The following is a 26461-nucleotide window of genomic DNA, read 5'->3' on the forward strand; positions in this document are numbered from 1 at the left end:
ACTAATTCAGTAGTAAACATTATCTTTGCATTTTAAACAATAGCTAAATAAAAAGAGAAGATGAAACAGATTATTTTTATTTTTATGGCAATCCTGCTGGCAACAGGAATAGCTTCAGCTCAAAACAAAGCTGTAATCTCGGCAGATGAAACCTCTTTCGATTTCGGAACGATCAAGGAAGCGAACGGCAATGTGTCGCACACTTTTAAAATAAAGAATACAGGCGAAGCACCGTTGGTCTTGACACGTGTCATCGCCTCTTGTGGCTGTACGACACCGGAATGGACAAAGGAACCGATAGCTCCGGGTAAAACAGGTGATATCAAAATCACTTATAATCCGAAAGACCGCCCCGGTCCTTTTGTCAAGACTATTTCCGTATACAGTAATGGTAAAACCGGTAGTTTTATCCTGACGATCCGGGGAGAAGTAGAATAATAACAGGAAAACTGAACGATAAAGAATGTTGAACAGAAACAAACTAGTCTTTATTCTTGCCGGTATACTGTTTGCAATAAGCAGTATATCGGCACAAAATAACGCCCGAATCAGTGCAGATGAGCTGATCTATAACTTCGGTACGATTGGAGAATCCGATGGATTGGCAAGTCACATATTTACGATCAAAAACACAGGTAACGGTCCGCTTGTCATCACGAGGATCACAGCATCCTGCGGCTGTACGCAGCCCGAATGGACCAAAGAGCCCATCGCTCCGGGAAAGACCGGAGAAGTAAAAGTAACCTACAACCCGAAAGGACGTCCCGGCCCTTTTTACAAAACTATAGCGATCTACAGTAACGGGAAAAAAGGCAGTTTCTCCTTAGGTATCAAAGGAAACGTAACCCCTAAAGAAGCTCAACCCATACTGATTTATCCGTATAGCATCGGCGACCTGAAACTGCAAACAAAAAATATTCTTTACAGCACGATCCGCCCCGAAGAAACATTGGGAGAAAAGATCAACCTGATCAATGAAGGAAAAACATCCCTGAACATCCATTTAGGAAAGACGCCTCATTATCTGAACGTCGTAGCCAATCCTACAAAACTGGCTCCGGGTGAAACAGGCGAAATATCCATCCTCATGAATGCGAAAGAGGCAAAACGGAAAGGCCGCATGACAGCCGAAATTCCGGTAACGGTCGAAAGTATCGGTCAGAAGAAAGGAACAGAAGGCAAACTACATGTTGCAGCCAATATCATAGACGACTTCAGCAAACTGACTGCCTCGGAGAAGGCGAAAGCTCCGGTAGCCCAGCTATCGGGTACCTTGCTCGACTTCGGCAAACTACCTGACAAAAGCAGTTTCATCCCACTGGTCGGCGGTCGGGTGAGCGGCACGATCGAAATTACCAACTCAGGAAAATCACCGCTTGTCATCTATAGTGTGACCTGCGAAGACGAACGCGTAGCTGTTTCCGGTGGCAAAAGAGAAATAAAGCCGGGCACGACAGCCACTTTCAAAGTGACAGTACGCCCGAAAGAGATAAAAACAAAACTGGAAGCCCTCATCAATTTCGTATGCAACGACCCGAACGGTCCGGTACGGCTTGTGAAGGTGACAGCCAATAAATAACCAGGTGAAAGTTGAAAGGTGAAAGTTAAAACAGCTTCCTCTTCCACCTTTCAACCTTCACCTTTCAACTTTCAACTAAATTATGGAACATCCCGAAAACGACGATCTGTACAAAGGATTAAAGGTGAACAAGGGAGTAGCCGATGTACCGACCGTAAATCCTTATCTAAAAAAAAGGATTCAACGCAAAGAATATACGCCTGCCGAATTTGTAGAAGGTATCCTGAAAGGAAACATTACGATCCTCAGCCAGGCGGTAACACTGGTGGAAAGCTCCAAATACGAACACCAGCAAATGGCACAGGAAATTATCGAAAAATGCCTGCCGCATGCAGGAAAGTCTGTCCGTATCGGCATCACCGGAGTACCGGGAGCAGGTAAGAGCACCTCGATCGATGCGTTCGGCATGCACTTGATAGGGCAAGGACGTAAACTGGCTGTGCTGGCAATCGACCCCAGCAGCGAACGCTCGAAAGGCAGCATCCTCGGCGACAAAACTCGTATGGAGGCCTTGTCCCGTGAAAAGAACGCTTTCATCCGTCCTTCGCCATCAGCAGGTTCCTTAGGTGGCGTTGCCCGTAAAACACGTGAAACGATCGTTCTTTGCGAAGCTGCCGGATTCGATACGGTATTTGTCGAAACGGTCGGTGTCGGACAAAGCGAGACGGCTGTCCACTCGATGGTCGATTTCTTCCTGTTGATCCAACTTGCCGGTACTGGAGACGAATTGCAAGGCATCAAGCGCGGGATCATGGAGATGGCGGACGGGATCATCATCAATAAGGCGGATGGTGACAACCTCGAAAAAGCAAAACTGGCAGCGGCGCAATTCCGCAACGCCTTGCACCTGTTTCCGGCCCCCGAATCCGGTTGGAGCCCGAAAGTATTGACTTATTCCGGTTATTACAATTTGGGGATTAAAGAAATCTGGGATATGGTCGGAGAATATATGGAATTCACTCAAAAGAACGGCTACTTCAACTACAAGCGCAACGAACAAGCCAAATATTGGATGTACGAAAGTATCAACGACACACTCCGCGAAACGTTCTACCACAATCCGGCGGTAGAAAAAATGTTGAACTTCACGGAGCAGCAGGTATTGAATAACGAGATCAGTTCGTTCGTTGCAGCCAAACGGATGATGGACCTGTTCTTGGAAAATCTGTCTGCAAAGAAATAAATAAATGGAAAAGAAAAAACTTATACTGCTATTACTAAGTTGCGCGGTAATCACGGAGGCTCATGCTGCCTATCAAGGCCACGTATATGTAGACTCCAACCGGAACGGAATCTACGACAAAGGAGAGAAAGTCTTAAAAGGCATCCGGGTTTCCGACGGGTTGAACGTTGTCAAAACGAATGCCGAAGGAGTATATACACTTCCCGGACACAAACGAGAACGATTTATCTTCATCACCACTCCTTCCGGCTATAGGACAGACAATCAATATTACCGGCGGATCAACGGCACAGGGCAAACATACGATTTCGGCCTGCAACCCTGGAAAGGACGCATCAAGCCGAATGGCAGTCACAGGTTCATCCATATTTCCGATACCGAGATATTCAATACGGAAAACCAAGAAGACTGGGCGAATAACATCCGGGATTATGCGGCTAACGAGAATATCTCATTTATCATCCATACCGGTGATATCTGCTATGAAAATGGATTGAAGAACCATATCCATCTGATGAACACGTCAAACATGGACTGCCCGATGTTCTACTGCATCGGTAACCATGACCTTGTAAAAGGGAAATATGGAGAAGAGGTTTTTGAAAATGTTTACGGTCCGGTTTATTATTCCTTCGACTTCGGAAATGTCCACTACGTCGTTACACCAATGGCAGGAGGAGATCATCAGCCCGGCTATACAAAAGAAGATGTATACCGCTGGTTAAAGAATGACCTGGCGCAAGTACCGACAGGAAAACCGATCATCGTCTTTAACCATGACCTGCTGACTTCCGGAAACGAGTTTGTTTTCGGTATCGACGATAACGAGAAGATTAACCTGAACGAACATAACCTGAAAGCGTGGCTGTACGGCCATTGGCATAATCATTTCGTGCGGAAACAAGGAGATGTCCTGACAATCTCGACCGCAACACTCGACAAAGGGGGAATCGACCACTCGACTTCCGCTTTCCGTGTGGTAGATGTGGATCGGAAAGGAGATGTCCAGACTATGCTCCGCTATACCTATATAAACAAGTCCATCGAAACCGCCTCTATCGCGAATGATGCATGTGCAATGACATCAGACGGAAAGATTCCGGTATCGGTCAACACCTACAATGCGGTTGCTCCTGCCATACGTGTCACTTACAGTTGCGTCGTAGACGGCAATACTGTCCTACCGGAAACACAGCTTACTCAAAATACAGACTGGAATTGGTCCGGAATGGCCAAACTCCCGGCAGACTGTAAAGGCAAACGGATTTTCATTACAGCCAAAGCGTTGTTCAACAATGGGGAAACAGCAATCAGCCGTTCCTCATTCGTATACCAGCCGGAAGAGATCGGCAAAACACTCCGACTGGCATGGACCCGTAACGTAAATGCCAACCTGTATTTCTCTTCTCCGGTCGTTGCCGGCGGTAAAGTGTATGTCGCTTCTCTCGATGAAGATTTGAAGGGAGAAGGTGCAATCTTCGCTCTGGATGCAAAGACTGGTGAATTACAATGGAGATATCCGGTTCGCAACTCCATCAAAAACACGATTGCCGTAGACGAAGGAACCGTCTTCGCACAAGATGCGGAAGGTTATTTATACGCCATCGACTCACAGACTGGCAAACTAAAATGGGACAAAAAGATGGATGTCGCCGGCCTTCCTGTCCTTGTGGACGGGCTGACAGCCACCAATGGCATTGTCTATGCCGGAAGTGGAAAGGCATTCGGAGCATACAACGGTAAAACGGGTGACGCAGTCTGGCTGAACAAAGGCTGGCCGCAAGGAGAAGCCACGACATCGACTCCTCTGCTGGCAAACGGAGTAGTTATTTCAGGCGCCAACTGGCGAGGCTTCTACGGCAACGACGCACAAACGGGAGAGTTGCTTTGGAAACTCGATAAAGACGGAATTACGGATAGAGGCGCAACACCGGCATATGACGGTAATCTGCTTTATGTTACTTCGCGCCAGTCTTTATTTATCATCGACTGCCATTCGGGGGAAGTCATTGTCCGTAAAGAGTTACCATTCAATGTCCAAGTCAATTCGACCCCGTTGGTCACGGATAAACTGATTGTTTTCGGGACGCAGACTGATGGCCTGGTCGCACTCGACCGTGAGACATTCGAGGTCAGATGGAAAGCCCGGACATCTCCAGCTCTGGTTTATACGGCTCCCTATTCCCGCCATCCGGCTGCCACGGTCGAAACGAGCCCCCTACTCATCGGAGATACGATTTACTTCGGAGCATCCGACGGCATCATCTATGGCATAGATAAGGAAAGCGGGCAAACGAGATGGAAACATAAAACGGGAGCTCCGCTATTCTCCACCCTGTCAACAAACGGCAACATGATCTTCGCAACCGATTTCGGAGGCAATGTTTATGCTTTCAAATGCAACGAGTAAACAAGAGCTGAACTCTATATGCAAAAAGCCCCGCGGATGAAAAATATCCGCGGGGCTTTTCATATACTTGCCAATAACAGATCAAATAGAAGAAATACGAAGCGTATTCAACAAATCACGATTGATCGGTTTGTCGTTCTTGATCGCTTTGGAGAAAGGAACGTAAACGATCTCATCATTCTGGATCCCCATCATCACGTTACGCTGGTCATCCAACAACGCGTCGACGGCAGCCACTCCCATCCGGGTTGCCAAGATACGATCTTGTGCAGTCGGTGAACCACCGCGCTGCAAGTGTCCCAAAATTGAAACACGTACGTCAAACTGCGGATATTCCTTCTTTACACGTTCAGCCACGCCCATCGCACCACCGGTCACCTCACTTTCCGCAACAAGGACGATACTGCTGTTCTTGGACTTACGGAAACCAGTTTCGATCATCTCGGCCAGCTGGTCTTTCTCCATCGATATCTCCGGAATGATAGCCGCTTCGGCTCCCGATGCAATCGCTCCGTTAAGAGCCAGGAATCCGGCATCACGCCCCATCACTTCGATAAAGAACAGACGGTCGTGGGAGGTTGCCGTGTCACGGATTTTATCGACACATTCCATGATCGTATTCAAAGCCGTGTCGTAGCCGATCGTGATATCCGTGCCATACAGGTCATTATCAATCGTACCAGGCAGGCCGACAATCGGATAATTGAACTCCTGTGCAAAGATGCGAGCCCCCGTCAGCGTTCCGTCACCACCGATGGCGACCAAAGCATCGATGCCATGCTCCATCAGTTTGTCGTAAGCCTGCTTACGGCCTTCCGGCGTCTTGAATTCCGCACAACGGGCCGTCTTCAGGATAGTACCGCCACGCTGAATAATATTACTTACATTCTGAGTCTTGAAATCTTCAATTTCGTCGGTTATCAAACCCTTGTATCCACGATAGATACCCTTAACGGACATTCCGTTATAAATAGCGGAACGTGTCACTGCGCGAATGGCAGCGTTCATTCCGGGAGCATCACCTCCGGACGTTAAAATGCCAATACACTTAACTGTAGACATAGCGTCTTATATTTTATATGTTCGCGGCAAAAGTAATAATTATTTGCCAAAAACCTGTCTATTTTCCAAAACTTCATCAAATCTTACCCCTAAAAGTCAACGGCTGGCATTCAATTCACGAATACGCACAGCCACCTCTTCCATCAGCCACTTCGGAGTGGATGTGGCCCCGCACACCCCGACACTCCCCACATCTTCAGGCAACGGCTCGGTAATCTCCTTTACCTCCGAGATAAAGACCGTGTTCGGGTTTGCCTTCCGACATTCCTCCAGCAGCATCTTGCCATTTGAACTCTTCTTTCCGGCAACGAAATACACCCAATCATGCTTGGAAGCAAACGCCTTGATGTTCGGTAAACGGTTGGCCACCTGGCGGCAGATCGTATCGAAATACTCGAATTGTACCCCATCTGCAATACGCCGCCGGATCTCAGCCACGACTTCACGAAACCCGTCAAGCGACTTGGTCGTTTGCGAGAAGAGGCAGATATTCCGGCTAAAATCCAACCGGCCGAGGTCCTGTACCTTCTCGATAACGATGGCCGTCCCTTCCGTTTGCCCGACCAGACCATTTACTTCGGCATGCCCTTTCTTTCCATAGATCACGACCTGCGTATGACTATCGCGCGTAGCCACGTAGCATTTATGAATCTTACGTTGTAACTGGAGCACCACCGGACAGGTCGCATCCACGATCGTGATGTTGTTCCGCCGGGCGATCTCGTAGGTCGAAGGCGGTTCCCCATGCGCCCGAAGCAACACCTTTTCTCCCTTCAAACGGGTAAACTCGTCGTGCCCGATCGTCCGCAGTCCCAACTTTTCCAACCGTTCCACTTCCAAGCTATTGTGCACGATATCTCCGAGGCAATACAACGTATTCGTATTTTTCAGTTCGCGTTCTGCACTCTCGATAGCCGTTACCACGCCAAAACAAAAGCCGGAACCCTTATCTATCTCGACTTCTATCATGGCTAGTCTGATGTAACGACCTTTTCATACTGTTCCAAGAGCCAAGCCTTCTGCTCGGCAATCGTCAAATGCGAGTTATCCAGCTCCAGCGCATCATCAGCTTTACGAAGCGGACTCTCTACACGAGTCATATCGATATGGTCACGCGTCTTCACATTTTCAAGGACTTCCTCAAAAGAAGCAACCTCGCCTTTGGCTTTCAGTTCGTCCAAACGCCGTTGGGCACGCACTTCCGGGCTGGCTGTCACATAAATCTTCAGTTCCGCATCCGGAAAGACAACCGTACCGATATCGCGACCATCCATCACGATCCCTTTCGCCTTCCCCATTTCCTGTTGCTTGGCGACCATCGCACGGCGTACAAAACCTAAAGCCGCAATCGGACTCACGCGGTTGGCCACTTCCATCCCCCGTATTTCTTTCTCCACTTTCACGCCGTTCAGATAGGTATCCGGACGTCCGGTTTCCGGGTTAAAGCGGAAAGAGATATCGATATCGTTCATGGCATCCTGCAACTTCTGTTCATCGATACCACCGCTTGTAAAGAAACCGTGCTGCAAACTGTACAAAGTGACAGCCCGGTACATTGCCCCTGTATCGATATAGGTATATCCCAGCTCCCTTGCCAAATCTTTTGCCATCGTGCTCTTCCCGGTAGAAGAGACACCATCTATCGCTATAATTATCTTTTTCATCACTACATATATTAATGTAAAGGAAATGCAAATATACAACAGTTTATCGCTCCCTTCCTTATAAATTATCCTATTCATCCTTATATTTTATTGTTTTCCATATAATCCGGAAACCGTTCGCAGCCAAGCGGACGATCTATGAGATACGACAAAGAAGCCAACGGACCAGTAATCCATTGGCAAAAGGTCCTATCGTAAAGGAGAACGAAAAACCGAATTTACTTAGAAATCGCTGATCGTAGTGGAGATGCTCAACATCATGGAAAGAGCTGAAGGATGGTATTTGGCTACGGAAAAACCGACGTCGAACATCTTGATCCGCACACCGGCACCACCGGAAAAACCGGCAAGAGCGTTACTTCCCTGCAATTTCATGTCCAACGCCGTCTTGGGGTTATACCCGATACCGAGCCAGAAGTTGTCGGAAGGGATATAATCAACACCGATCACCAGATGCTTCACAAAAGACTTGAAAAAATTATCTCCTGTATACTCCCTGTCGTAATCGTCTACATACTCAACCTTCCATTTCGTCAGATACTGTGCAGTCAGCGACAAACGGATCGGCGCATGGGCCATCTGTTTGGTGATCCCCAGCTGGATATCCCAGGGCATCTTCTGGCGCTCATCTTCATAGGCTTTCAATTGGGCTCCGATATTTTTAAAAGCAAAACCGAAAGAAAATCCTTTTTCAGAATCATAATAACTCAAACCGGCATCGACCACCATGCCGATCGAAGTATAATCGCCGATACCCGAATATAAAAACTTCAACGAAGCCCCGCCACGCCAGCGCTCGGAAAGGTCATACGAGAAGAAACCGTTCACACTGATGTCCTTTGCCGTAAAATCTCCCGTCGGAAGACCTTCTTCCGACATTCCCCGTATCTTTCCCTGACTGAAGAACGAGGCTCCCACACCCCAAGCTCCTTTTTCTTTATACGCCTTGGTAAAAAGAGCGCTCCCGACATTGATATCCGATATATAGTTCAGGTAATTCAGATTAACCATCTGGTCCATCTCGGCTCCCAATAAAGCCGGGTTATGAAAAATCAGGGAAGGATCCCTTTCGACCAGAGACATCGTATTGCCTCCCATCGCATTGGCTCTTGCCGAAGAAGGATAGCGAAGAAAAGTATATCCGGTGTCGCCGGTTTGCGCGACAACAGCCCGTAACAAGAAGGAAAAGAAGAATATAAATAGAATATTTCTCATATTTCTCTGGTAAAATGCATACAAAGATAAATAAAACGGGTACATACACCCCACTTACAGAAACGGGAAAAAGCCGAAAAAGGTATATTGGGAGCTATTATTTTTATTCTCAGTCAAAAAAAAAGTAAAAATAGCGTATATTTAATACGAATTGTTCGGATTTAAAAAATAACTCCGTATATTTGTCGCAGAAGAAAAACACATCTTTAAACACTAAGAGATATGGAAGTTAAGAAATCACCGAAAGCGGACCTGGAAAAAGGTAAGACGATGGGTATCCTGATGGGTATGATCGTCGGACTTGCAGTACTGTTCGTGGGCTTCGAATGGAGCGACCGTGAAATCACAATCGTCCAAGATCAGGGCGTTGCTGATATCATCGCAGAAGAAGAAGTTGAAATTACGAGACCGGAGGACACTCCTCCCCCTCCACCGCCACCTCCCGCACCTGCTGTGGCAGAAGTATTAACCGTTGTAGAAGATGACGTCAAGTTGGACGACGTCGAAATCGTATCATCCGAAGACGATGCCGCTTCTGCACAGGTTGAAGCTTATACTCCTCCCACAGTAGTTGAAGAAGAAGAGGAATCTTCACAGCAGATCTTTACTGTTGTAGAAACAATGCCTGAATTCCCCGGCGGACAAGGAGCTTTGTTACAATACCTGGCAAAATCAATCAAGTATCCGGTTATTGCTCAGGAAAACGGTATCCAGGGTCGTGTATCCTGCTCGTTTGTGGTTAACAAAGACGGTTCTATCGTAGACGCAGAAGTTATCCGTGGTGTTGACCCGTCACTGGATAAAGAGGCTCTCCGTGTGATCAACAGCATGCCGAAATGGTCACCGGGCAAACAGAGAGGTAAACCCGTACGTGTTAAATACACAGTGCCTGTTACATTCAGACTGCAATAATAACATGTAAATAGTACAAAAAGGCTGCTTCTATCGCAGCCTTTTTTATTTAAACAAATAATCTATGTTCGCTTTCAATGACATCCTACAGAAAATAGAGCAGGAAATTACCCGGCTCCAATTCACCTATCCGCCCAAAAGCTTATACGCCCCAATCGAGTACATACTTTCACTCGGTGGAAAAAGAATCCGTCCGGCACTCGTACTGATGGCATGTAACTTATATAAGGAAAACGTAGATACAGCCGTCAATCCGGCGTTAGGGCTTGAAGTATTCCATAACTTCACCCTTTTGCACGACGACCTGATGGACGATGCCGATAAAAGAAGAAACAAACCGACCGTCCATAAAGTATGGAATGCCAACACAGCCATCCTATCCGGCGATGCCATGCTGATCGCAGCCTATCAACTGATCGGCGAAACAGAATCCGAATCATTAAAAGAAATATTAGACCTGTTTACCCGTACGGCGCTTGAAATATGCGGCGGGCAGCAGTACGACATGGAGTTCGAATCGAGAACCGATGTAACGGAAGAGGAATATATCGAAATGATCCGACTGAAAACGGCCGTATTGCTAGCCTGTGCCCTGAAGATGGGAGCCATCATGGGGAACGCTCCGAAAGCCGATGCCGAAACGCTGTATCAGTTCGGCATCAACATCGGACTGGCCTTCCAATTGCAGGATGACCTGTTGGATGTCTACGGAGACACGGCCACTTTCGGCAAAAATATTGGAGGAGACATACTCTGCAACAAAAAGACATTCATGCTGATCAACGCTTTACGCCTTGCTTCAAATACTCAAAAAGCGGAACTGAACAGCTGGATAGGTAAAAAGACATTCGATCCGGCAGAGAAAATCGCCGCCGTAACAGCCATCTATGACCAATTGCGGTTAAAAGAGTTGTCCGAAGAAAAAATACACGCATATTATAATCAGGCAATGAACTGCCTAACCTCATTAAACGTAGCTCCCGAAAGGCTAAACATACTGAAAGAAGTCAGCGCCCGTTTAATGAACCGCCAGTCTTAAAATGAAACTGATCGACACACACAACCATCTGTACTTAGAGGATTTTGATCCGGAACAGGATCAACTGGTCACAATCGCAAAAGAGTCGGGCATAGACACCCTGCTACTTCCGAATGTCGACACGAGCACCATCAGGCGGATGCATGACTTATGCGACCGTTATCCGGATTTCGCCTATCCGATGATGGGACTGCATCCGACCAGCGTTGACGAGCATTATGCAAAAAATCTGAAGGAAACAGAGTCATGGCTCGGTAAACGTGTTTATTGCGGAATCGGGGAAATAGGTATAGACCTGTATTGGGACAAAACATACCTGAAGGAGCAGAAAGAAGTATTCGAGGAACAGCTCAGATGGAGCATCGACCTCAACCTGCCGGTCGCCATTCATACCCGCGAAGCATACCCGGAAGTTTTCGATTCTCTATATAAGGTAGGAGCCGACACGCTCACCGGAGTCTTTCATAGTTTTACCGGTAATGAAGCCGAATTGGAAGAGATTAAAAAATTAAATAATTTCAAAATCGGGATAAATGGAGTCATTACATTTAAAAACTCCAGGCTGTCGGAAATCATCCGGCAGACAGACATCCGAAAAATAGTATTGGAGACAGACGCCCCCTATCTCGCCCCTGTTCCCTACAGAGGAAAAAGGAACGAGCCGGCCTATATCTGGAAAACGGCTGAAAAAGTAGCCCAGACCTATGGACTGACACTCGAAGAGACCGTTGAAACAACACGGATAAATGCTCTAAAACTATTTAAAATCGAGAATAAACCAATATCGTGAGATATTTTCGCGCGTATTCAAAATTTATCCACCAGATATTGTGTATATGTCAGGCAAAAACTATAGATTTGTGCACTGAAACGTTTGGATATGCGATTTTTTTCGTATTTTGCACCCGTTTTAGAGAAGCGGTAGCTCGTTTTTGGAGAGATGCTCGAGTGGTTGAAGAGGCACGCCTGGAAAGCGTGTAAACCCCTAAAGGGTTTCGCGGGTTCGAATCCCGCTCTCTCCGCTTTAAGATACCATGACGATTATTAATAACAAAAAATAAAAACAAATAAGAGAATTATTAATCTTAAAAATTAAACACACAATGAAAAAGTATTTTGCAAAAACGTTCATGAGTTTATGTGCTCTTGGAATCTCTTCTGTAGCATTCGCGCAAGAAGCTACCGAAACCGCTGTTGAAGGTGGCATGTACCAGGCTTTGAAGACTAAGTTTATCGAAGGTGGTGCCGACTTCATGAGTTTGGTTGCCATCGCATTGATTTTCGGTTTGGCTTTCTGCTTGGAAAGAATCATTTACCTGAACTTGGCTGAAACTAACTCCAGCAAATTGCTGAAAGGTATCGAAGATGCTTTGGATAAAGGTGATGTAGAAGGTGCAAAAGCTATTGCTCGTGACACAAGAGGTCCTATCGCTTCTATCGCTTACCAGGGTTTGATGAGAATCGACCAAGGTATTGATGTTGTTGAAAAATCTATTGTTTCTTATGGTGGTGTTCAGGGTGGTCTTTTGGAAAAGAACATGTCTTGGATCACATTGTTTATCGCAATGGCTCCGTCATTAGGATTCTTGGGAACTGTAGTAGGTATGATCATGGCGTTCGATAAAATCGAACAGGTTGGTGATATCAGCCCGACGGTTGTAGCAGGTGGTATGAAAGTGGCCTTGATCACAACAGTAGGTGGTTTGATCGTTGCTTTGATCCTTCAGATATTCTATAACTATTTGTTGAGCAAACTGGAAGCTATCCTGAACCAGATGGAAGATGCTTCTATCACTTTGCTGGACTTAGTTATTAAATATAACCTCAAATTTAAAAAATAAGAAACAACTATGGCAGTTACTAAAATAAGAAAAATGTCCAGTTGGACATTACTGATAGTATCGCTTATCAGTATTGTCGTTCTGGGTATGTTCTTCGGCGGAGGCATCACGAATCCGGGAGAAGAAATGAAAGAATATGTATATACAGGTCTTTTGCTTAATTGGACTTCAGCATTATTCTTCGTCACAATCATTTGCATGGTGTTATTTGCTGTTTGGCAGTTTATCACCCTGCTGAAAGTTAATCCTAAATCAGCTCTTTCTGCTTTAGGTGTCGTAGTTGCTTTCGTTGCAATGCTGTTTATCACTTATTCAATCGGTGATGGAACTCCGTTACAAGGTCTGAATGCAGATTCTCAGAAATATAACACAGCCGGTTGGTTGCAAATCACAGATATGTGGATTTGGTCTACAGTTGTCCTGCTGGTTTTAATCGTTGCATGTGTGGTTTGGGGCTCTGTCAAAAGAATGCTCGGTAAATAATAGTAATAACGAATTGATAAAACAAGAAAGAAATGGGTAGTAAAAGAAAGACACCGGGTATTAATGGATCGTCTTCAGCCGATATTGCTTTCATGTTGCTTATCTTCTTCCTTATTACTACATCCATGGATACAGATAAAGGTCTGGCAAGACGTTTGCCGCCTCCTGTTCCTAAAGACCAAAAGAAGAATGATGTTGATGTTAACAAGAGAAACTTGGTTGTCGTGCTGATCAACAGCAGTAACCAAATCCTCTTTAACGGTGAACCTACCGACATCAAGCAACTGAAAGACAAGGTAAAAGAGTTCATTGACAACCCGTATAATGACGCAAATAAACCTGAAAAGGTTGAAGAGGACGTTCCTTTCTTCGGAAAAGTAATGACCGCTAAAAAACACGTAATTTCTTTACAGAATGACCGTGGTACCGAATATCAGGCTTATATCAGCGTTCAGAACGAATTGGCAAAGGCATACAACGAATTGCGTGATGATATTTCCAGAAAGAAATTCGGAAAATTATTCGCAGATCTAGATGAAGATCAACAAAAGGCTGTGCAGCAGATTTATCCGCAAAAGATTTCTGAGGCAGAACCTAAAAATTATGGAGATAAGAAGTAATGGGAAAGTTTAGTAAAGCGGGCGGACGTGAAATGCCCGAATTGAATACGTCATCATTACCTGACTTGGTGTTCGCATTCTTGTTCTTCATCATGATGGTAACATCCATGCGTGAAGTAACATTGATGGTGCAATTCCGCGCTCCACAGGCTACTGAACTTCAGAAGCTGGAAAAGAAATCGTTGGTTACATTCATCTATGTAGGAAAGCCGACCCAAGAATATCAGGCTAAAATGGGTTCTGAAGCCCGCTTGCAGTTGAACGACAAGTTCGCTGAAGTATCGGAAATTCAGGACTACATCGCTCAGGAAAAATCCAGTATGAAAGAAGAAGACCAGCCGTTTATGACAGTGTCCATCAAGGCCGATAAGGAAACCAAGATGGGTCTGATCACAGACGTTAAGCAGGCGCTTCGTGAAGCATACGCATTGAAGATTAGTTATTCTGCCCGTCAGGCTGCTGACTAATCTCTGGATATACAAAATAAAAAAGGCGAGGTTTCTAACCCCGCCTTTTTTATTGCCTTTTAGTCACCGATCAGAGCCCTTTCCCTCAAAGGAGATGACACCCATCCAATAATAAATAGACACATAGCTATTTACAGCAATAGCTACTACTTTTTTACTTTTCGCCCTTGGTCGAAAAGGTTTTTGCCCTTAGTCGAAAGCGCTTTTGACCAAGGGCGAAAGCACATTCGACTAAGGGCAAAAGCTCTACAGTTGGACTGTTTGACAACAGAAACATGGCTACTGCCACTTAAATCGTCGAATTAGAACGAGAAAACAAATAGGCAATGTGCAAAACGATCACCGGGTGAGCCCATCTTTCACTCCATACACATTCTTATGAAGACAATTCTTCACCTGCTCGAAAGAATGCTCCAGATCAACATCGCCATATGTCATAAGCCGCATCTCCAGCCATTCTCCACCTTCCCGGTAAGGAGGCTGGTGATAAACCTGATTGTCCAGTTTAAAGCCCAAACGTTCATAAAAGCCAATCCTGCGCTTGCTCATCTCATCAGTAGGCATTTCTACTTCCAGAACAACCGGAGTACCGCAGAAGACCAGAAATTGCTTCATTGCCTCAGCCCCTATTCCTCCATTACGGGCCGCCGGATCAATTGCAAAATGCTCCACATAAGTATAACCGTCAAAAAGCCAACCGGTGATGAAGCCGACATACCGGTCTTCTTTTGATAAAGCATACACGATAAACCGGGATTCGTCTCTAACCAAATTGCGGACAAGCGAAAAGTCACGGCGTTCCACTTCCGGAAAAGATTCTGTGTACGTTCTCTCTATCAGATCCAATACCGGATCAGAAAAGTCTTTTACAGACCTACATGCTACTACTGATTGTAAACTCATAAAACTATAAAATTGAAGATTATTATTACTAAAGAAACTTACAAACTAAAATATTCCACTAAAAAATAGAGGTTAATCATTAGAGATTATTTATATTTGTATTAAGATTGTAAGAACTGATTTATACAGATATACAAATATAGATAAATTATGGCACACCATCAACTGGATGAACTTGACGAGAAGATATTAAAACTAATCATAGGCAATGCCCGTATGCCTTTCCTCGAAGTTGCACGGGAGTGTAATGTATCGGGTGCAGCAATACACCAACGTATACAAAAACTTACCAACCTGGGTGTAATCAAAGGATCTGAATTTATCGTCGACAACACAAAAGTAGGTTATGAAACTTGTGCATACATGGGTTTGTACCTCAAATCTCCCGGGCAGTTTCCATCGGTGACGGAGGCTCTGAAGGAAATCCCGGAGGTGGTTGAATGTCACTACACGACTGGACAATATGATTTATTCATAAAGATATATGCAAAGAATAACCAGCATTTGCTAAGCATTATCCATAATAAGCTTCAACCGTTAGGCCTTGCCCGAACCGAATCGCTGATCTCTTTCAAGGAAGCGTTCAAACGGCAGATCCCAATCGACTTGGAAGATGAAGATTAAATAAAAAACTCCGCATAGTCCTCTGAACGTTCTATGCGGAGTTTTGATTTTTCAATTCTATGCGAAATTAGAAATCGGCATTCTTCGGTGTACGAGGGAAAGGAATCACGTCGCGAATATTTGTCATACCTGTCACAAACAACAGCAGACGTTCGAAGCCCAAACCAAAACCGGAATGAGGAACCGTACCGAAGCGGCGGGTATCCAAATACCACCACATATCCTTCATAGGAATTCCCATTTCATTGATGCGGTTCAACAGTTTGTCATAATCGGCTTCACGCTCGGAACCACCGATAATTTCACCGATTTTCGGGAACAACACATCCATCGCACGAACCGTCTTGCCATCCTCATTCTGCTTCATATAGAAAGCTTTGATCTCTTTCGGATAGTCAGTCAGGATTACCGGACGTTTGAAATGCTCTTCAACCAGGAAACGTTCATGCTCAGAAGCCAGGTCGACACCCCAATATACCGGGAACTCGAACGTGTGGCCTTTAGCAACGGCCTCTTCCAGAATCTTGATTCCTTCCGTATAAGACAAACGGACGAAATCGTCTTTCAACACTCCCTGCAAACGTTCGATCAAACCCTTATCGAACATATCGTTCAAGAATTTGACATCATCCATACAGTTGTCCAAAGCCCATTGTACACAATACTTGATGAACTCTTCCGCCAACTGCATATTGTCCAGGATATCATTGAAAGCCACTTCCGGCTCGATCATCCAGAACTCGGCCAAGTGGCGCGGCGTATTGGAGTTTTCCGCACGGAAAGTCGGACCGAATGTATAAATCTGTCCCAAAGCCGTAGCCGCCAATTCACCTTCCAACTGTCCGGAAACGGTCAGGCTCGCCTGTTTACCGAAGAAATCGTTATCATAAACGATAGATCCGCTTTCATCCTTCTTCAGATCATAGAGGTTCATGGTCGTCACCTGGAACATCTGACCCGCACCTTCACAGTCGGAAGCTGTGATCAGCGGTGTATGGAAATAGAAGAACCCTCTGTCATGGAAAAATTTATGAATGGCATAAGCCATGTTATGACGAATACGGAACACCGCACCGAATGTATTCGTACGTGGACGGAGATGAGCGATCTCACGCAGGAACTCCATCGAATGGCCTTTTTTCTGCAAAGGATAAGTATTCGGATCGGCAGAACCGTAAATTTCTATTTCAGTAGCCTGGATCTCCACATTCTGGCCTTTTCCCTGCGACTGCACCAACGTACCGTTTACACTGATACTCGCACCTGTTGTTATCGGCTTCAGAAATTCTTCGCCCAGCTTGTCCACGTCTACAACGATCTGAACATTATTTATTGTAGAACCGTCATTCAAGGCTATGAAACTAACCTGTTTACTACCACGGCGGGTACGGACCCATCCTTTCACGTTAACGGTCGTACCGAAAGCTTCGCTTTTCAGTACGTCTACAATTTTTGTTCTTTTAATTGCTTCCATGTTTATATTTTTATTCTTAGGTAATCAAAACAAGTTAGCCGGCTTTTCCAACCGGCTAAACTCTATATTATTCGAAAGCCCCCATGCGGAGCGCGTTCACTTCACGTTCGTTCAGATAACGCCACTTTCCACGTCCAAGGTTCTTTTTTGTAAGACCGGCAAAATATACACGATCCAGTTTAACCACGTGATAGCCCAGTGATTCGAAAATACGACGGACGATACGGTTACGCCCTGAGTGAATTTCGATACCGACCTGGCTCTTATCATCTTCGCTTGCATAACTGATGGCATCAGCATGGATTTCTCCGTCTTCAAGCTCTAATCCGTTAGCGATCTTTTCCATATCTTCGATAGATACGTTCTTATCCAACCATACATGGTAGATTTTCTTCTTCTTGAAAGAAGGATGCGTCAGCTTGGAAGCCAGATCGCCATCGTTCGTCAGCAACAGTACACCTGTCGTATTACGGTCCAGACGTCCCACCGGATAAATTCGTTCCTGGCAAGCGTTCTTTACCAAATCCATGACAGTCAGACGTTCCTGAGGATCATCCGAAGTTGTCACACAGTTCTTCGGCTTATTCAGGACGATATACACTTTACTCTCGATCTGAACCGGCTGGTCTTTGAACAACACCGTATCCTGACGCGTAATCTTTGTTCCCAATTCAGTTACAACCTGACCATTTACCTGAACAACTCCTTCCTGGATAAATTCATCCGCCTCGCGACGAGAACAAACACCTGCATTGGACAAGAACTTATTCAAGCGGATCGGTTCGTTAGGATCTGCCAGCACTTCTTTATACTTCAACTGCTTCTGGAAGTTATACTTGGCATTCGGATTGTAATCACCGGTACGGCGATTGTTGTTCGGACGTCTGTTGTTATTGTAGCCGCCACGTCCGCCGCCATTTCCATAACGGTTGTTGTTATTACCGTATGAAGGTCTGCCACCACGATTATCACGATTATCGTAAGACGAACTTACACGGGTATCACCTACACGCGGTCTTCTTTTCTTTACACCATCACCCGAAACACCTTCGCCGGACGGAGTAGCCGAATAAGCCTTTCCTCTGTCTTCATAGTTCGGGCGAGACGGACGATTGTACGGACGATCGTTCCCATAAGAACGGTCATTGCCGTAAGAAGGGCGATCGTTGTTACCGTAAGGGCGATTGCTACCATAAGAAGGTCTGCTGTTATAGCCGCCTTCACGATTAGAGTTGCCATAGCTACGGTTTCCACCATTATCGCGGTTATACGGTTTGTTGTAACCGCCATCACGGTTATCATACGTACGCGGGCGACTCGGTCTGTCTCCATAAGAGCGGTTGTCCCCATAAGAATTATAACCTCCGCGGTTATATGGTCTCCGTTCATAGTTGTTTCCCTCAGGTCTGTTATAACCTTGATTGTAAGGTCTTCTTTCAGAATCCTGGTCTGTGTTTTCCCGTCTGATACTTGGTATCACCTTTCTTGGACGCGGTTGAGATTCATCTCTTTCTTCTGTGCTCATTTGATGTAAATTAAATGATAATTAACTACTTGGTAACCTCACGGCTACCCATTGTTTCTCACTAAATACCTGTATAATTATGCGGCGTTATCGCCTTTAATTCAGCTTTAACAGCATCGCTAACCTGCAACGTATCAATAAAATTACTGATCGACTCGGCTGTGATACCTTCATTTGTACGAGTCAAGGCTTTTAATGCTTCATAAGGTTTCGGATACCCTTCACGACGAAGGATAGTCTGAATTCCTTCGGCCACTACAGCCCAGCAGTTATCCAAATCCCGGTACAATGCTTTCTCGTTTAATAACAACTTACCCAGCCCTTTTGTTAAACTTTTGAATGCGATTTCGACATGAGCCATCGGCACACCGACATTACGAAGGACTGTAGAGTCTGTCAGGTCGCGCTGCAAACGTGAAATCGGCAACTTGGTTGCCAGGTGCGTCAGGATAGCATTTGCCATACCCAAATTACCTTCCGCATTTTCGAAATCGATCGGATTCACCTTGTGCGGCATAGCAGAAGAACCGACCTCACCGGCTTTGATCTTCTGTTTAAAATACTCCATAGAAACATACTGCCAGAAATCACGGCACAAATCGATCAAAATCGTATCGATACGTTTCATCCCGTCAAAAATAGCAGCCATGTTGTCATAGTTGGAAATCTGTGTCGTCCATTCCTCACGGCTCAGTCCCAACACTTCATTCACAAACTTATTCCCGAAAGCTTTCCAGTCATATTCCGGAAAAGCCACATGATGCGCATTGAAATTACCGGTTGCTCCACCGAACTTAGCAGAAACAGGAGTAGCTTTCAACAGCTTCACCTGTTGTTCCAAACGGTAAACAAACACCATCACTTCTTTTCCTAAACGGGTAGGAGAAGCCGGCTGCCCATGTGTCTTGGCCAACATGGGAACATCCGCCCAGTCTTCGGCATATTTCTTCAACATGTCGATCACTTCTTGCAAACCGGGAAAATACACTTCGTTCAGTGCATCCTTGATAGACAATGGAACGGATGTATTGTTAATATCCTGGGAAGTCAATCCGAAATGGATAAATTCCTTATATTCCTGCAAAGACAACAAATCGAATTTCTCTTTTATAAAATATTCAACAGCCTTTACATCATGATTTGTCACACTCTCGATCTCTTTAATACGGGTAGCGTCCTCAACCGAAAACTCGCGGTAAATTTTCCGCAAAGCCTCTTTATTCTCCCCAGTCGCCAACGCACGAAGCTGCGGTAAGAATTCAGACAGAGTAATAAAATACTCGATCTCAACCTGCACTCTGTATTTAATGAGCGCATACTCTGAAAAGTAAGCCGCCAGGTTCTCGGCTTTATTTCTATATCGCCCGTCTACAGGCGAAATTGCTGTCAGTGTCGAAAATATCATATACATTATTAATATGGAGTTGCAAAGTTACTATAAATCTTAATACATATAGGCGGAGATGAAGTTTTTTTCTACTTTTTCGCAAAAATATTTGGAGGTAATAAAAAAAGCCGTATCTTTGCAGCGCTTTAGAGAGATAGAGCATATCAAACTTAATGAACAAATGAAAGGGCGTTTAGCTCAGCTGGTTCAGAGCATCTGCCTTACAAGCAGAGGGTCGGCGGTTCGAATCCGTCAACGCCCACCTTTCATAACGAATTGATTTCACTTTGGGCGTTTAGCTCAGCTGGTTCAGAGCATCTGCCTTACAAGCAGAGGGTCGGCGGTTCGAATCCGTCAACGCCCACTCATCACCAAAATGATTTCATATTCGGGCGTTTAGCTCAGCTGGTTCAGAGCATCTGCCTTACAAGCAGAGGGTCGGCGGTTCGAATCCGTCAACGCCCACTTTTTTTTGATTGCTTTTTTTATTTCCCAACCAACACAAAGAAACACCTTATTCTCCCACTATTCTTTAAAAGAAGGCTAACACAACAAAAAAGGCAGGAATAATAATTCCCGCCTTTTTGTTTCCTTTCGTATACACCTAACGGCTTCCCCTATAGAACCTCACCGTTTCTTTTTATATAATGCAGAAGATATGACATGATCGATAGAAAATTTACCCGGTCCCGTTATGTACATCAGCACAAATACCACCAGATAAATAAAGGCCAGTTCCTTCACGGCAAACGGATCATTCCCGTGTATCACAAAAAAAGCCATTCCCATTGTAAAGACCATCGGGATCATAGCCAGACGATAAAACGCACCGAATATAAAGCCTACGGAGCAAAATACCTCAGCGAAAACAGCCAGCCCCAACGACAACGTACTTCCTACACCCAATGGATCCGGGAAAGATTCCGACATAGCACTAAAATTCGTCCATTTCTGGATACCATGCGAAAGCAGCAATACTCCGAAAAGGATACGCAACGCCAACAAAAAAAGAGAAAAAGCATTTCCTACCGGCTTGGCAGGAAAAAGAAATTTATAAACCACTGACATAATCTTTGTTCTTTCTTAAATTAGTTATTCATTTATAAAACATAAATAAAAAAGAAAAGTTTACGCGTAACCCCATAAAAAAAGGACTTCCAACACTTGGAAATCCTTTTGTGACCAGGGTGGGATTCAAACCCACGACCTTCAGAACCGGAATCTGACGCTCTATTCAGCTAAGCTACCCAGCCAAAGACAGCGCAAAAGTATATATAATCTTGCAGGAAAACAAATGAACGGACAAAAAAAGATTACTTTTGATATTTTGCAAGCATCCTAACGATAATCACTTCCATTTTGCAAATAAAAAAAGGCACATAATTGCTATTTTGCCATTAATTAGTATCTTTGCCACACATTATTCACAAACATAAAGCACAACAAGTATATGAGTTACTTAATTAAACCAGCAGGATATAAGGCTTTATTGAACTTATCGCAGACCGAGATGGGTATCAAAAAGATCAAAGACTTTTTCCAGCAAAACCTGTCTTCCGAATTACGGTTGCGGCGCGTCACTGCTCCGTTGTTCGTTTTAAAAGGGATGGGTATCAATGACGACCTGAACGGAACGGAACGTGCGGTCACGTTTCCGATCAAGGATTTGGACGATGCCAAAGCTGAAATCGTCCATTCGCTTGCCAAATGGAAACGACTTACTCTTGCTGATTATCAAATCGAAAAAGGCTACGGTATCTATACCGACATGAACGCTATCCGCTCTGACGAAGAGTTGGGAAACCTACATTCTTTATATGTCGACCAATGGGACTGGGAACGCGTCATGGGAGCCGAAGAACGGAATGTAGATTTTCTGAAAGAAATCGTACGTCGCATCTACGCAGCCATGGTACGTACCGAATATCTGGTCTATGAGATGTTTCCCGAAATCCGTCCTACATTGCCCCAGCAAATCCATTTCATACACGCCGAAGATTTATTGCAAAAATATCCGACCTTCACGCCGAAAGAACGGGAAGATGCGATTACGAAAGAATACGGAGCCGTTTTCATTATCGGTATCGGTTGTAAGTTAAGCAACGGAGAGAAACATGACGGACGCGCTCCGGACTATGACGACTGGTCGACAATTGCAGAAAACGGACAAGTCGGATTAAACGGCGACCTGCTCGTCTGGGACGAAGTACTGAACCGTTCGCTCGAACTGTCCTCCATGGGTATTCGTGTGGATAAGGAAGCCTTGCTCCGCCAGTTGGAGATTTGCAACGCGGAAGAAAAAAAAGAACTATATTTCCACAAACGCTTGCTAAACAACGAACTGCCTCTAAGTATCGGGGGAGGTATCGGACAAAGTCGCTTGTGTATGTTTTACCTCCGCAAAGCCCATATCGGTGAAATTCAAGCAAGTATATGGCCGGAAGAAATGCGTCGTGAAGCCCGTGCTGCCGGTATGTACTTGATCTAATTGATAATTAAAAATTGAAAATTGAAAATTAAGGATGGATTATTGATAATTATTTCTGATATTCGCGTAATAAAGAGAATTTCCAATTTCTAATTTTCAATTTTCAATTACCGTTATGGACGTCAAGATAGAACAGAGCTGGAAAGAACGATTAAGTTCTGAGTTTGAAAAGGATTATTTCAGCCAGTTGATCACCTTTGTTAAAGAAGAATACCGCCAAAGAACCATCTATCCTCCTGGTCCCTGTATCTTCAGTGCGTTCGAACACTGTCCGTTCGACAAAGTCAAAGTAGTCATTCTCGGACAAGACCCCTATCATGAACCCGGACAGGCACACGGACTTTGTTTCTCCGTCCAAGACGGGACACCCTTTCCCCCGTCGCTCGTCAACATCTTCAAAGAAATCGAAAGCGATTTAGGCAAACCCATACCGCAAACCGGCAATCTGCTCCGTTGGGCGGACCAGGGCGTCCTGCTTCTCAATGCAACCCTGACGGTTCGTGCACACCAAGCCGGCTCACACCAGAATAAAGGTTGGGAAGAATTCACGGATGCCGTAATCCACCGCCTGACAGAAGAGCGAAGCCATATCGTTTACATCCTGTGGGGGTCGTATGCACAACGGAAAGGCGCTTTCATCGACGCCTCCCGCAACCTGATATTGAAATCGGCTCATCCGTCTCCCCTCTCCGCTTACCGCGGATTCTTCGGGAACAAGCATTTCAGCAAAGCAAATGATTATCTGATCGCAACCGGACAGACACCAATAGATTGGTAATTATCAATTGACAATTGGAATTACTCCCATTTCTGCCCGTCACGATAGTTGCTGCTCTGGCGCCATTTCAGGTCTTTCAGCAAAGACGAACTTACTGCAATATTGAAGGTATAGGACTTATAAGGTCCCACCGGCACAAAACTGGCAGTCATCTGCCAGCAATGCAGGTCGCGAGTGATATTGCAAGTCATATAGGATATCTTATGCGTATCGAAGTCATAGGTGGCATTAAAGTTAAAACGCCAGTTCTTCGTCGGCTGAATATTACCGTTAAAGCTCAATGCATGTGTAAGCTTGTACTTATATTCGAGCTTGCTCGGGTCAAAGTCTCCATAACGCAATTGCATGCTATAGCTGAACGAAAGGCTCCAGGGCACTTTATTGACCATATAGCCATACGAATCGAACTCACCCGTATCTTTCTTGGCACCACGCAATCGGCCTCCTTCCATTTTACCCTGTTGGTCCCCTTCCTCTCCCGAAGAGATTTGTTCGAATTCCGGATCGTTCGATGCATTGGGGTCTGTCGGAGGGTTGTTGGAATCGTCGTTATTATCTTTCTTGCCGAACAATTTGCCGAACGTATCATTATTAAAGGTATAAGAGAAACTCGTACCGGTCTGGCGCAAACGGCCTAATCCTTTACCGGCCTGCCAACGCGGAATATCCAACCGGCGAACGGTCTTCGTCGCTTCATCGTAGCCATAGGTATAGGTATCGAACGTACCGTTCAGGTTCAATGTATAGCTCTTCGAAAACTTGAGACGCAAGCCTACACTCAAGTCACTCCACTTGAACGAATCGGCCGCCATATTATAACTCATCCCCAACGACAACTTATCGATCAGACTGATCTTACGCTCACCTGTCGAATCGCGATCCGACTTGATCTTCATTTCGAGATTGTTATCTAACTGAAAACTCACGCTCCCCGACTTCCCGTTAGGGGCCGTCCCAAACATACCGCCTTCAAACGGCGAATAAGAGATCTGCTGCGTCTGTCCATATTGATCTTCATACATAAGATCTTTCCAGAAACCATATTTGGAAGCTCCAAAATCAGGCGTATAACTCAACGTTACCGAAGGTTCGAAACGATGACGAATCATCTTGATCTTGTCACCCAAAAACGGCAACGGTTTATAGAAACCATATAGCGTCGTGGAAGCTGAAACGGATGTGCTGTAATCGAATACGCGGTAGAAACCATAAGTCGTATCACGCGCAACCACCTGCTTCTTCTGCATGTCGTATGCTTTTTCCACCTTATTGGTGTACCAACGTTCGGTATAATTGAACGACGGCGAGATATTCAAATACTTGAACAAAGAGAAAGTAGCACTCACCGGAATCTGGTGCTGCATGGCATTCCGCCAATCCTTCACCAAGCTCGACTTGAACAATTTGTCTTCTTTCGTATCGATACTATTACGCAGGTAACCGTTGTAACTCATGGAAATCTTCTCATACCAACGTTCTTTTCCGACCGCATTCTTCCGCTTGAACGGGAAGATACGACTCATCGTAATTGTAATATCAGGCAATGTCAGCGAGATCGTCGAGTCTTTCGAACGCTGGTTCACATTCATGGTAGCCGAAATACTGAACGGATTATTCGGGAAACGCTGTGTTATACTGATACTGGACCCTTTGGTATTCTGGTTCGCATCCGCAAACCCTTGCGAGCCAGGATAGAAGCTGTTCAGGTTATTACGGTCATAACTGCTGGTCGCAAAGTTCACACTCGCCGAGAAAGTCCGGTACGGATTTGCCTTCGGGTCCTGCGAGTGTGTCCAGTTCAGCTTGAAGTCCTTAGACAAGCTATAATCGGGAAGCCCCTTGTCGCCCAAACGGGTAACCAGATAGGAGGCATTGAAACTGCCCGAAAACTTATACCGTTTCCGATAAGAAGAACGAGCCGACAGTCCCCAGGAACCTTTCGTATAGATTTCACCGGTCAAGGCCAGGTCCATATAATCGCTCAACGCAAAATAATACCCGCCGTCGCGCAGATAGAAACCACGCGAACTTTCATCCCCGAAAGTGGGCATGATAATGCCCGAAGAATAAGAACTCGAAAACGGGAAGAAACAGAATGGCAGACCGATCGGATAAAGCGGGACGTCCTCAAACACCAGATAGACGGGACCCGTCACGATATTTTTCTTCGGGCGGACTTTCGCCTTCGTCATCTGGATATAGAAATGGGGGTGATCATGCTCGTCGCAAGTCGTATACCGTCCCCCCTTCATATTCAGGACATCGTTGTCCATCTTTTTGGTACGTCCGGCCGTCACATAACCTTCGCCTTGTTGCGTGATCACATCTGTGATATATCCTTTTTTCGTACCGAAATTATAGCGCATCGTCTTGGATTCATACTGTTGGTCGCCATCTTTGAAAAGAGGATAGCCGAATTCCTCCCCGATCGAGTCAAGGCCGAAAGTGGCATACACCAGGCTACTGTCCATATTCATCTCGATTTTCTCGGACTGAAGTTCGATTTGTTGATATTTCACATCGCTTTCCCCAAACAGATAAGCCCAGTTCGCTCCCGTCATGATGATGGAGTCTTTCGCCTGGTAGGAAACCGGAGCGTCCAGCCCTGTCTGCTTCTTCGGTACACTGTCTAACGCAAGCACACTATCCTGTCCGGCAGATACGACCGTATCGCCCACAACGGCCATCACGGTATCGGTCGGGGCTATAAGTTCCTGCGCCTCAGTCATCATGTTTCCAGTGAGGAAAAGCAACAAAATAATCAGGCATTTGTATTTCAAAAACATTCCGTCGTTATTTGCAGTGTG

At 45.3% G+C, this 26461-nt stretch carries 24 protein-coding genes and 5 tRNA genes; 18 read left to right on the forward strand and 11 right to left on the reverse strand.

Annotated elements, in window-relative coordinates:
* The first annotated feature begins 60 nt into the window (after window positions 1–60).
* The 4 genes from BHV83_RS16135 to BHV83_RS16150 all read left to right on the forward strand — a co-directional run bounded on the left by BHV83_RS16135 (window position 61) and on the right by BHV83_RS16150 (window position 5172).
* On the forward strand, window positions 61–438 hold the full coding sequence (locus tag BHV83_RS16135) for a DUF1573 domain-containing protein (RefSeq protein ID WP_022321804.1): 378 nt from the start codon (window positions 61–63) through the stop codon (window positions 436–438).
* A gap of 25 nt (window positions 439–463) precedes the next feature.
* A complete protein-coding gene (locus BHV83_RS16140; protein WP_046451853.1) occupies window positions 464–1579 on the forward strand; it encodes a DUF1573 domain-containing protein in 1116 nt (371 codons plus the stop codon).
* Window positions 1580–1661: 82 nt separating this feature from the next.
* A complete protein-coding gene (meaB, locus tag BHV83_RS16145; RefSeq protein WP_022321802.1) occupies window positions 1662–2762 on the forward strand; it encodes a methylmalonyl Co-A mutase-associated GTPase MeaB in 1101 nt (366 codons plus the stop codon).
* Window positions 2763–2766: 4 nt separating this feature from the next.
* Window positions 2767–5172, forward strand: coding sequence for an outer membrane protein assembly factor BamB family protein (locus tag BHV83_RS16150; protein WP_286757746.1), 2406 nt, complete (start codon window positions 2767–2769; stop codon window positions 5170–5172).
* An 81-nt stretch (window positions 5173–5253) separates the two neighbouring features.
* Here BHV83_RS16150 and pfkA read toward each other — a convergent pair whose 3' ends face one another.
* From pfkA to porQ, 4 genes are all read right to left on the reverse strand, one after another.
* On the reverse strand, window positions 5254–6234 hold the full coding sequence (gene pfkA / locus BHV83_RS16155; RefSeq protein ID WP_005637251.1) for a 6-phosphofructokinase: 981 nt from the start codon (window positions 6232–6234) through the stop codon (window positions 5254–5256).
* Window positions 6235–6330: 96 nt separating this feature from the next.
* Window positions 6331–7203 (reverse strand): 4-hydroxy-3-methylbut-2-enyl diphosphate reductase, encoded by an 873-nt coding sequence (locus tag BHV83_RS16160; protein WP_005637253.1) that lies wholly within the window; start codon window positions 7201–7203, stop codon window positions 6331–6333.
* 2 nt (window positions 7204–7205) lie between these two features.
* Window positions 7206–7898, reverse strand: coding sequence for a (d)CMP kinase (cmk, locus tag BHV83_RS16165; protein WP_036724312.1), 693 nt, complete (start codon window positions 7896–7898; stop codon window positions 7206–7208).
* Between the two features lie 222 nt (window positions 7899–8120).
* Complete coding sequence (gene porQ, locus BHV83_RS16170; protein ID WP_122205290.1) at window positions 8121–9113, reverse strand: type IX secretion system protein PorQ; 993 nt, start codon at window positions 9111–9113, stop codon at window positions 8121–8123.
* Window positions 9114–9335: 222 nt separating this feature from the next.
* Here porQ and BHV83_RS16175 point away from each other — a divergent pair, with 222 nt between their 5' ends.
* The 8 genes from BHV83_RS16175 to BHV83_RS16210 all read left to right on the forward strand — a co-directional run bounded on the left by BHV83_RS16175 (window position 9336) and on the right by BHV83_RS16210 (window position 14475).
* Window positions 9336–10025 carry an energy transducer TonB gene (locus BHV83_RS16175; protein WP_286757747.1) on the forward strand — a complete coding sequence of 230 codons (690 nt, stop codon included), beginning with the start codon at window positions 9336–9338 and terminating at the stop codon, window positions 10023–10025.
* 64 nt (window positions 10026–10089) lie between these two features.
* The gene (locus tag BHV83_RS16180; RefSeq protein WP_122205289.1) at window positions 10090–11064 is read left to right on the forward strand and encodes a polyprenyl synthetase family protein; all 975 of its coding nucleotides are present in this window, start codon (window positions 10090–10092) and stop codon (window positions 11062–11064) included.
* A 1-nt stretch (window position 11065) separates the two neighbouring features.
* Window positions 11066–11854 (forward strand): TatD family hydrolase, encoded by a 789-nt coding sequence (locus BHV83_RS16185; RefSeq protein ID WP_005637271.1) that lies wholly within the window; start codon window positions 11066–11068, stop codon window positions 11852–11854.
* Between the two features lie 144 nt (window positions 11855–11998).
* A tRNA-Ser gene (locus tag BHV83_RS16190) sits at window positions 11999–12086 on the forward strand.
* An 81-nt stretch (window positions 12087–12167) separates the two neighbouring features.
* Window positions 12168–12905, forward strand: a complete 738-nt coding sequence (locus BHV83_RS16195) for a MotA/TolQ/ExbB proton channel family protein (protein ID WP_005637272.1) — start codon at window positions 12168–12170, stop codon at window positions 12903–12905.
* Between the two features lie 9 nt (window positions 12906–12914).
* Window positions 12915–13388, forward strand: coding sequence for a hypothetical protein (locus tag BHV83_RS16200; protein WP_005637274.1), 474 nt, complete (start codon window positions 12915–12917; stop codon window positions 13386–13388).
* Window positions 13389–13420: 32 nt separating this feature from the next.
* Window positions 13421–14008: an ExbD/TolR family protein gene (locus tag BHV83_RS16205; RefSeq protein WP_005637275.1), complete on the forward strand. Its 588-nt coding sequence runs from the start codon at window positions 13421–13423 to the stop codon at window positions 14006–14008.
* Window positions 14008–14475, forward strand: a complete 468-nt coding sequence (locus tag BHV83_RS16210) for an ExbD/TolR family protein (protein WP_005637276.1) — start codon at window positions 14008–14010, stop codon at window positions 14473–14475. The genes BHV83_RS16205 and BHV83_RS16210 overlap by 1 nt, the downstream gene beginning before the upstream one ends.
* 339 nt (window positions 14476–14814) lie before the next feature.
* Here the strand turns inward: BHV83_RS16210 and BHV83_RS16215 are convergent, their stop codons facing one another.
* Window positions 14815–15378: a GNAT family N-acetyltransferase gene (locus BHV83_RS16215; RefSeq protein WP_286757748.1), complete on the reverse strand. Its 564-nt coding sequence runs from the start codon at window positions 15376–15378 to the stop codon at window positions 14815–14817.
* A gap of 150 nt (window positions 15379–15528) precedes the next feature.
* Here BHV83_RS16215 and BHV83_RS16220 point away from each other — a divergent pair, with 150 nt between their 5' ends.
* Window positions 15529–16002 carry an Lrp/AsnC family transcriptional regulator gene (locus BHV83_RS16220; RefSeq protein WP_005637278.1) on the forward strand — a complete coding sequence of 158 codons (474 nt, stop codon included), beginning with the start codon at window positions 15529–15531 and terminating at the stop codon, window positions 16000–16002.
* Window positions 16003–16069: 67 nt separating this feature from the next.
* Here the strand turns inward: BHV83_RS16220 and asnS are convergent, their stop codons facing one another.
* The 3 genes from asnS to purB all read right to left on the reverse strand — a co-directional run bounded on the left by asnS (window position 16070) and on the right by purB (window position 20406).
* Window positions 16070–17476, reverse strand: a complete 1407-nt coding sequence (asnS, locus tag BHV83_RS16225) for an asparagine--tRNA ligase (protein WP_286757749.1) — start codon at window positions 17474–17476, stop codon at window positions 16070–16072.
* A gap of 67 nt (window positions 17477–17543) precedes the next feature.
* Entirely contained in the window at window positions 17544–19001 is a 1458-nt protein-coding gene (locus BHV83_RS16230) for a pseudouridine synthase (protein WP_005648211.1), read from the reverse strand.
* 61 nt (window positions 19002–19062) lie between these two features.
* A complete protein-coding gene (gene purB / locus BHV83_RS16235; RefSeq protein WP_119215299.1) occupies window positions 19063–20406 on the reverse strand; it encodes an adenylosuccinate lyase in 1344 nt (447 codons plus the stop codon).
* Between the two features lie 169 nt (window positions 20407–20575).
* Here purB and BHV83_RS16240 point away from each other — a divergent pair.
* The 3 genes from BHV83_RS16240 to BHV83_RS16250 all read left to right on the forward strand — a co-directional run bounded on the left by BHV83_RS16240 (window position 20576) and on the right by BHV83_RS16250 (window position 20853).
* Window positions 20576–20650: transfer RNA gene (locus BHV83_RS16240), tRNA-Val, on the forward strand.
* A 27-nt stretch (window positions 20651–20677) separates the two neighbouring features.
* Window positions 20678–20752, forward strand: a tRNA-Val gene (locus BHV83_RS16245).
* Between the two features lie 26 nt (window positions 20753–20778).
* Window positions 20779–20853, forward strand: a tRNA-Val gene (locus BHV83_RS16250).
* A 162-nt stretch (window positions 20854–21015) separates the two neighbouring features.
* On the opposite strand, the gene BHV83_RS16255 is transcribed toward BHV83_RS16250, so the two are convergent.
* Both BHV83_RS16255 and BHV83_RS16260 read right to left on the reverse strand, forming a co-directional pair.
* Window positions 21016–21456: a DoxX family protein gene (locus BHV83_RS16255; protein WP_022321792.1), complete on the reverse strand. Its 441-nt coding sequence runs from the start codon at window positions 21454–21456 to the stop codon at window positions 21016–21018.
* A 111-nt stretch (window positions 21457–21567) separates the two neighbouring features.
* Window positions 21568–21641, reverse strand: a tRNA-Arg gene (locus BHV83_RS16260).
* Between the two features lie 197 nt (window positions 21642–21838).
* Between BHV83_RS16260 and asnA the strand changes: the two genes are divergently transcribed.
* Window positions 21839–22876, forward strand: a complete 1038-nt coding sequence (asnA, locus tag BHV83_RS16265; protein WP_122205287.1) for an aspartate--ammonia ligase — start codon at window positions 21839–21841, stop codon at window positions 22874–22876.
* A gap of 115 nt (window positions 22877–22991) precedes the next feature.
* Complete coding sequence (gene ung, locus BHV83_RS16270; protein ID WP_055284729.1) at window positions 22992–23654, forward strand: uracil-DNA glycosylase; 663 nt, start codon at window positions 22992–22994, stop codon at window positions 23652–23654.
* Window positions 23655–23674: 20 nt separating this feature from the next.
* Here the strand turns inward: ung and BHV83_RS16275 are convergent, their stop codons facing one another.
* Window positions 23675–26440, reverse strand: coding sequence for a putative LPS assembly protein LptD (locus BHV83_RS16275; RefSeq protein ID WP_022321790.1), 2766 nt, complete (start codon window positions 26438–26440; stop codon window positions 23675–23677).
* Window positions 26441–26461: the final 21 nt, after the last annotated feature.

The sequence above is a fragment of the Parabacteroides sp. merdae-related_45_40 genome, assembly GCF_001915675.1.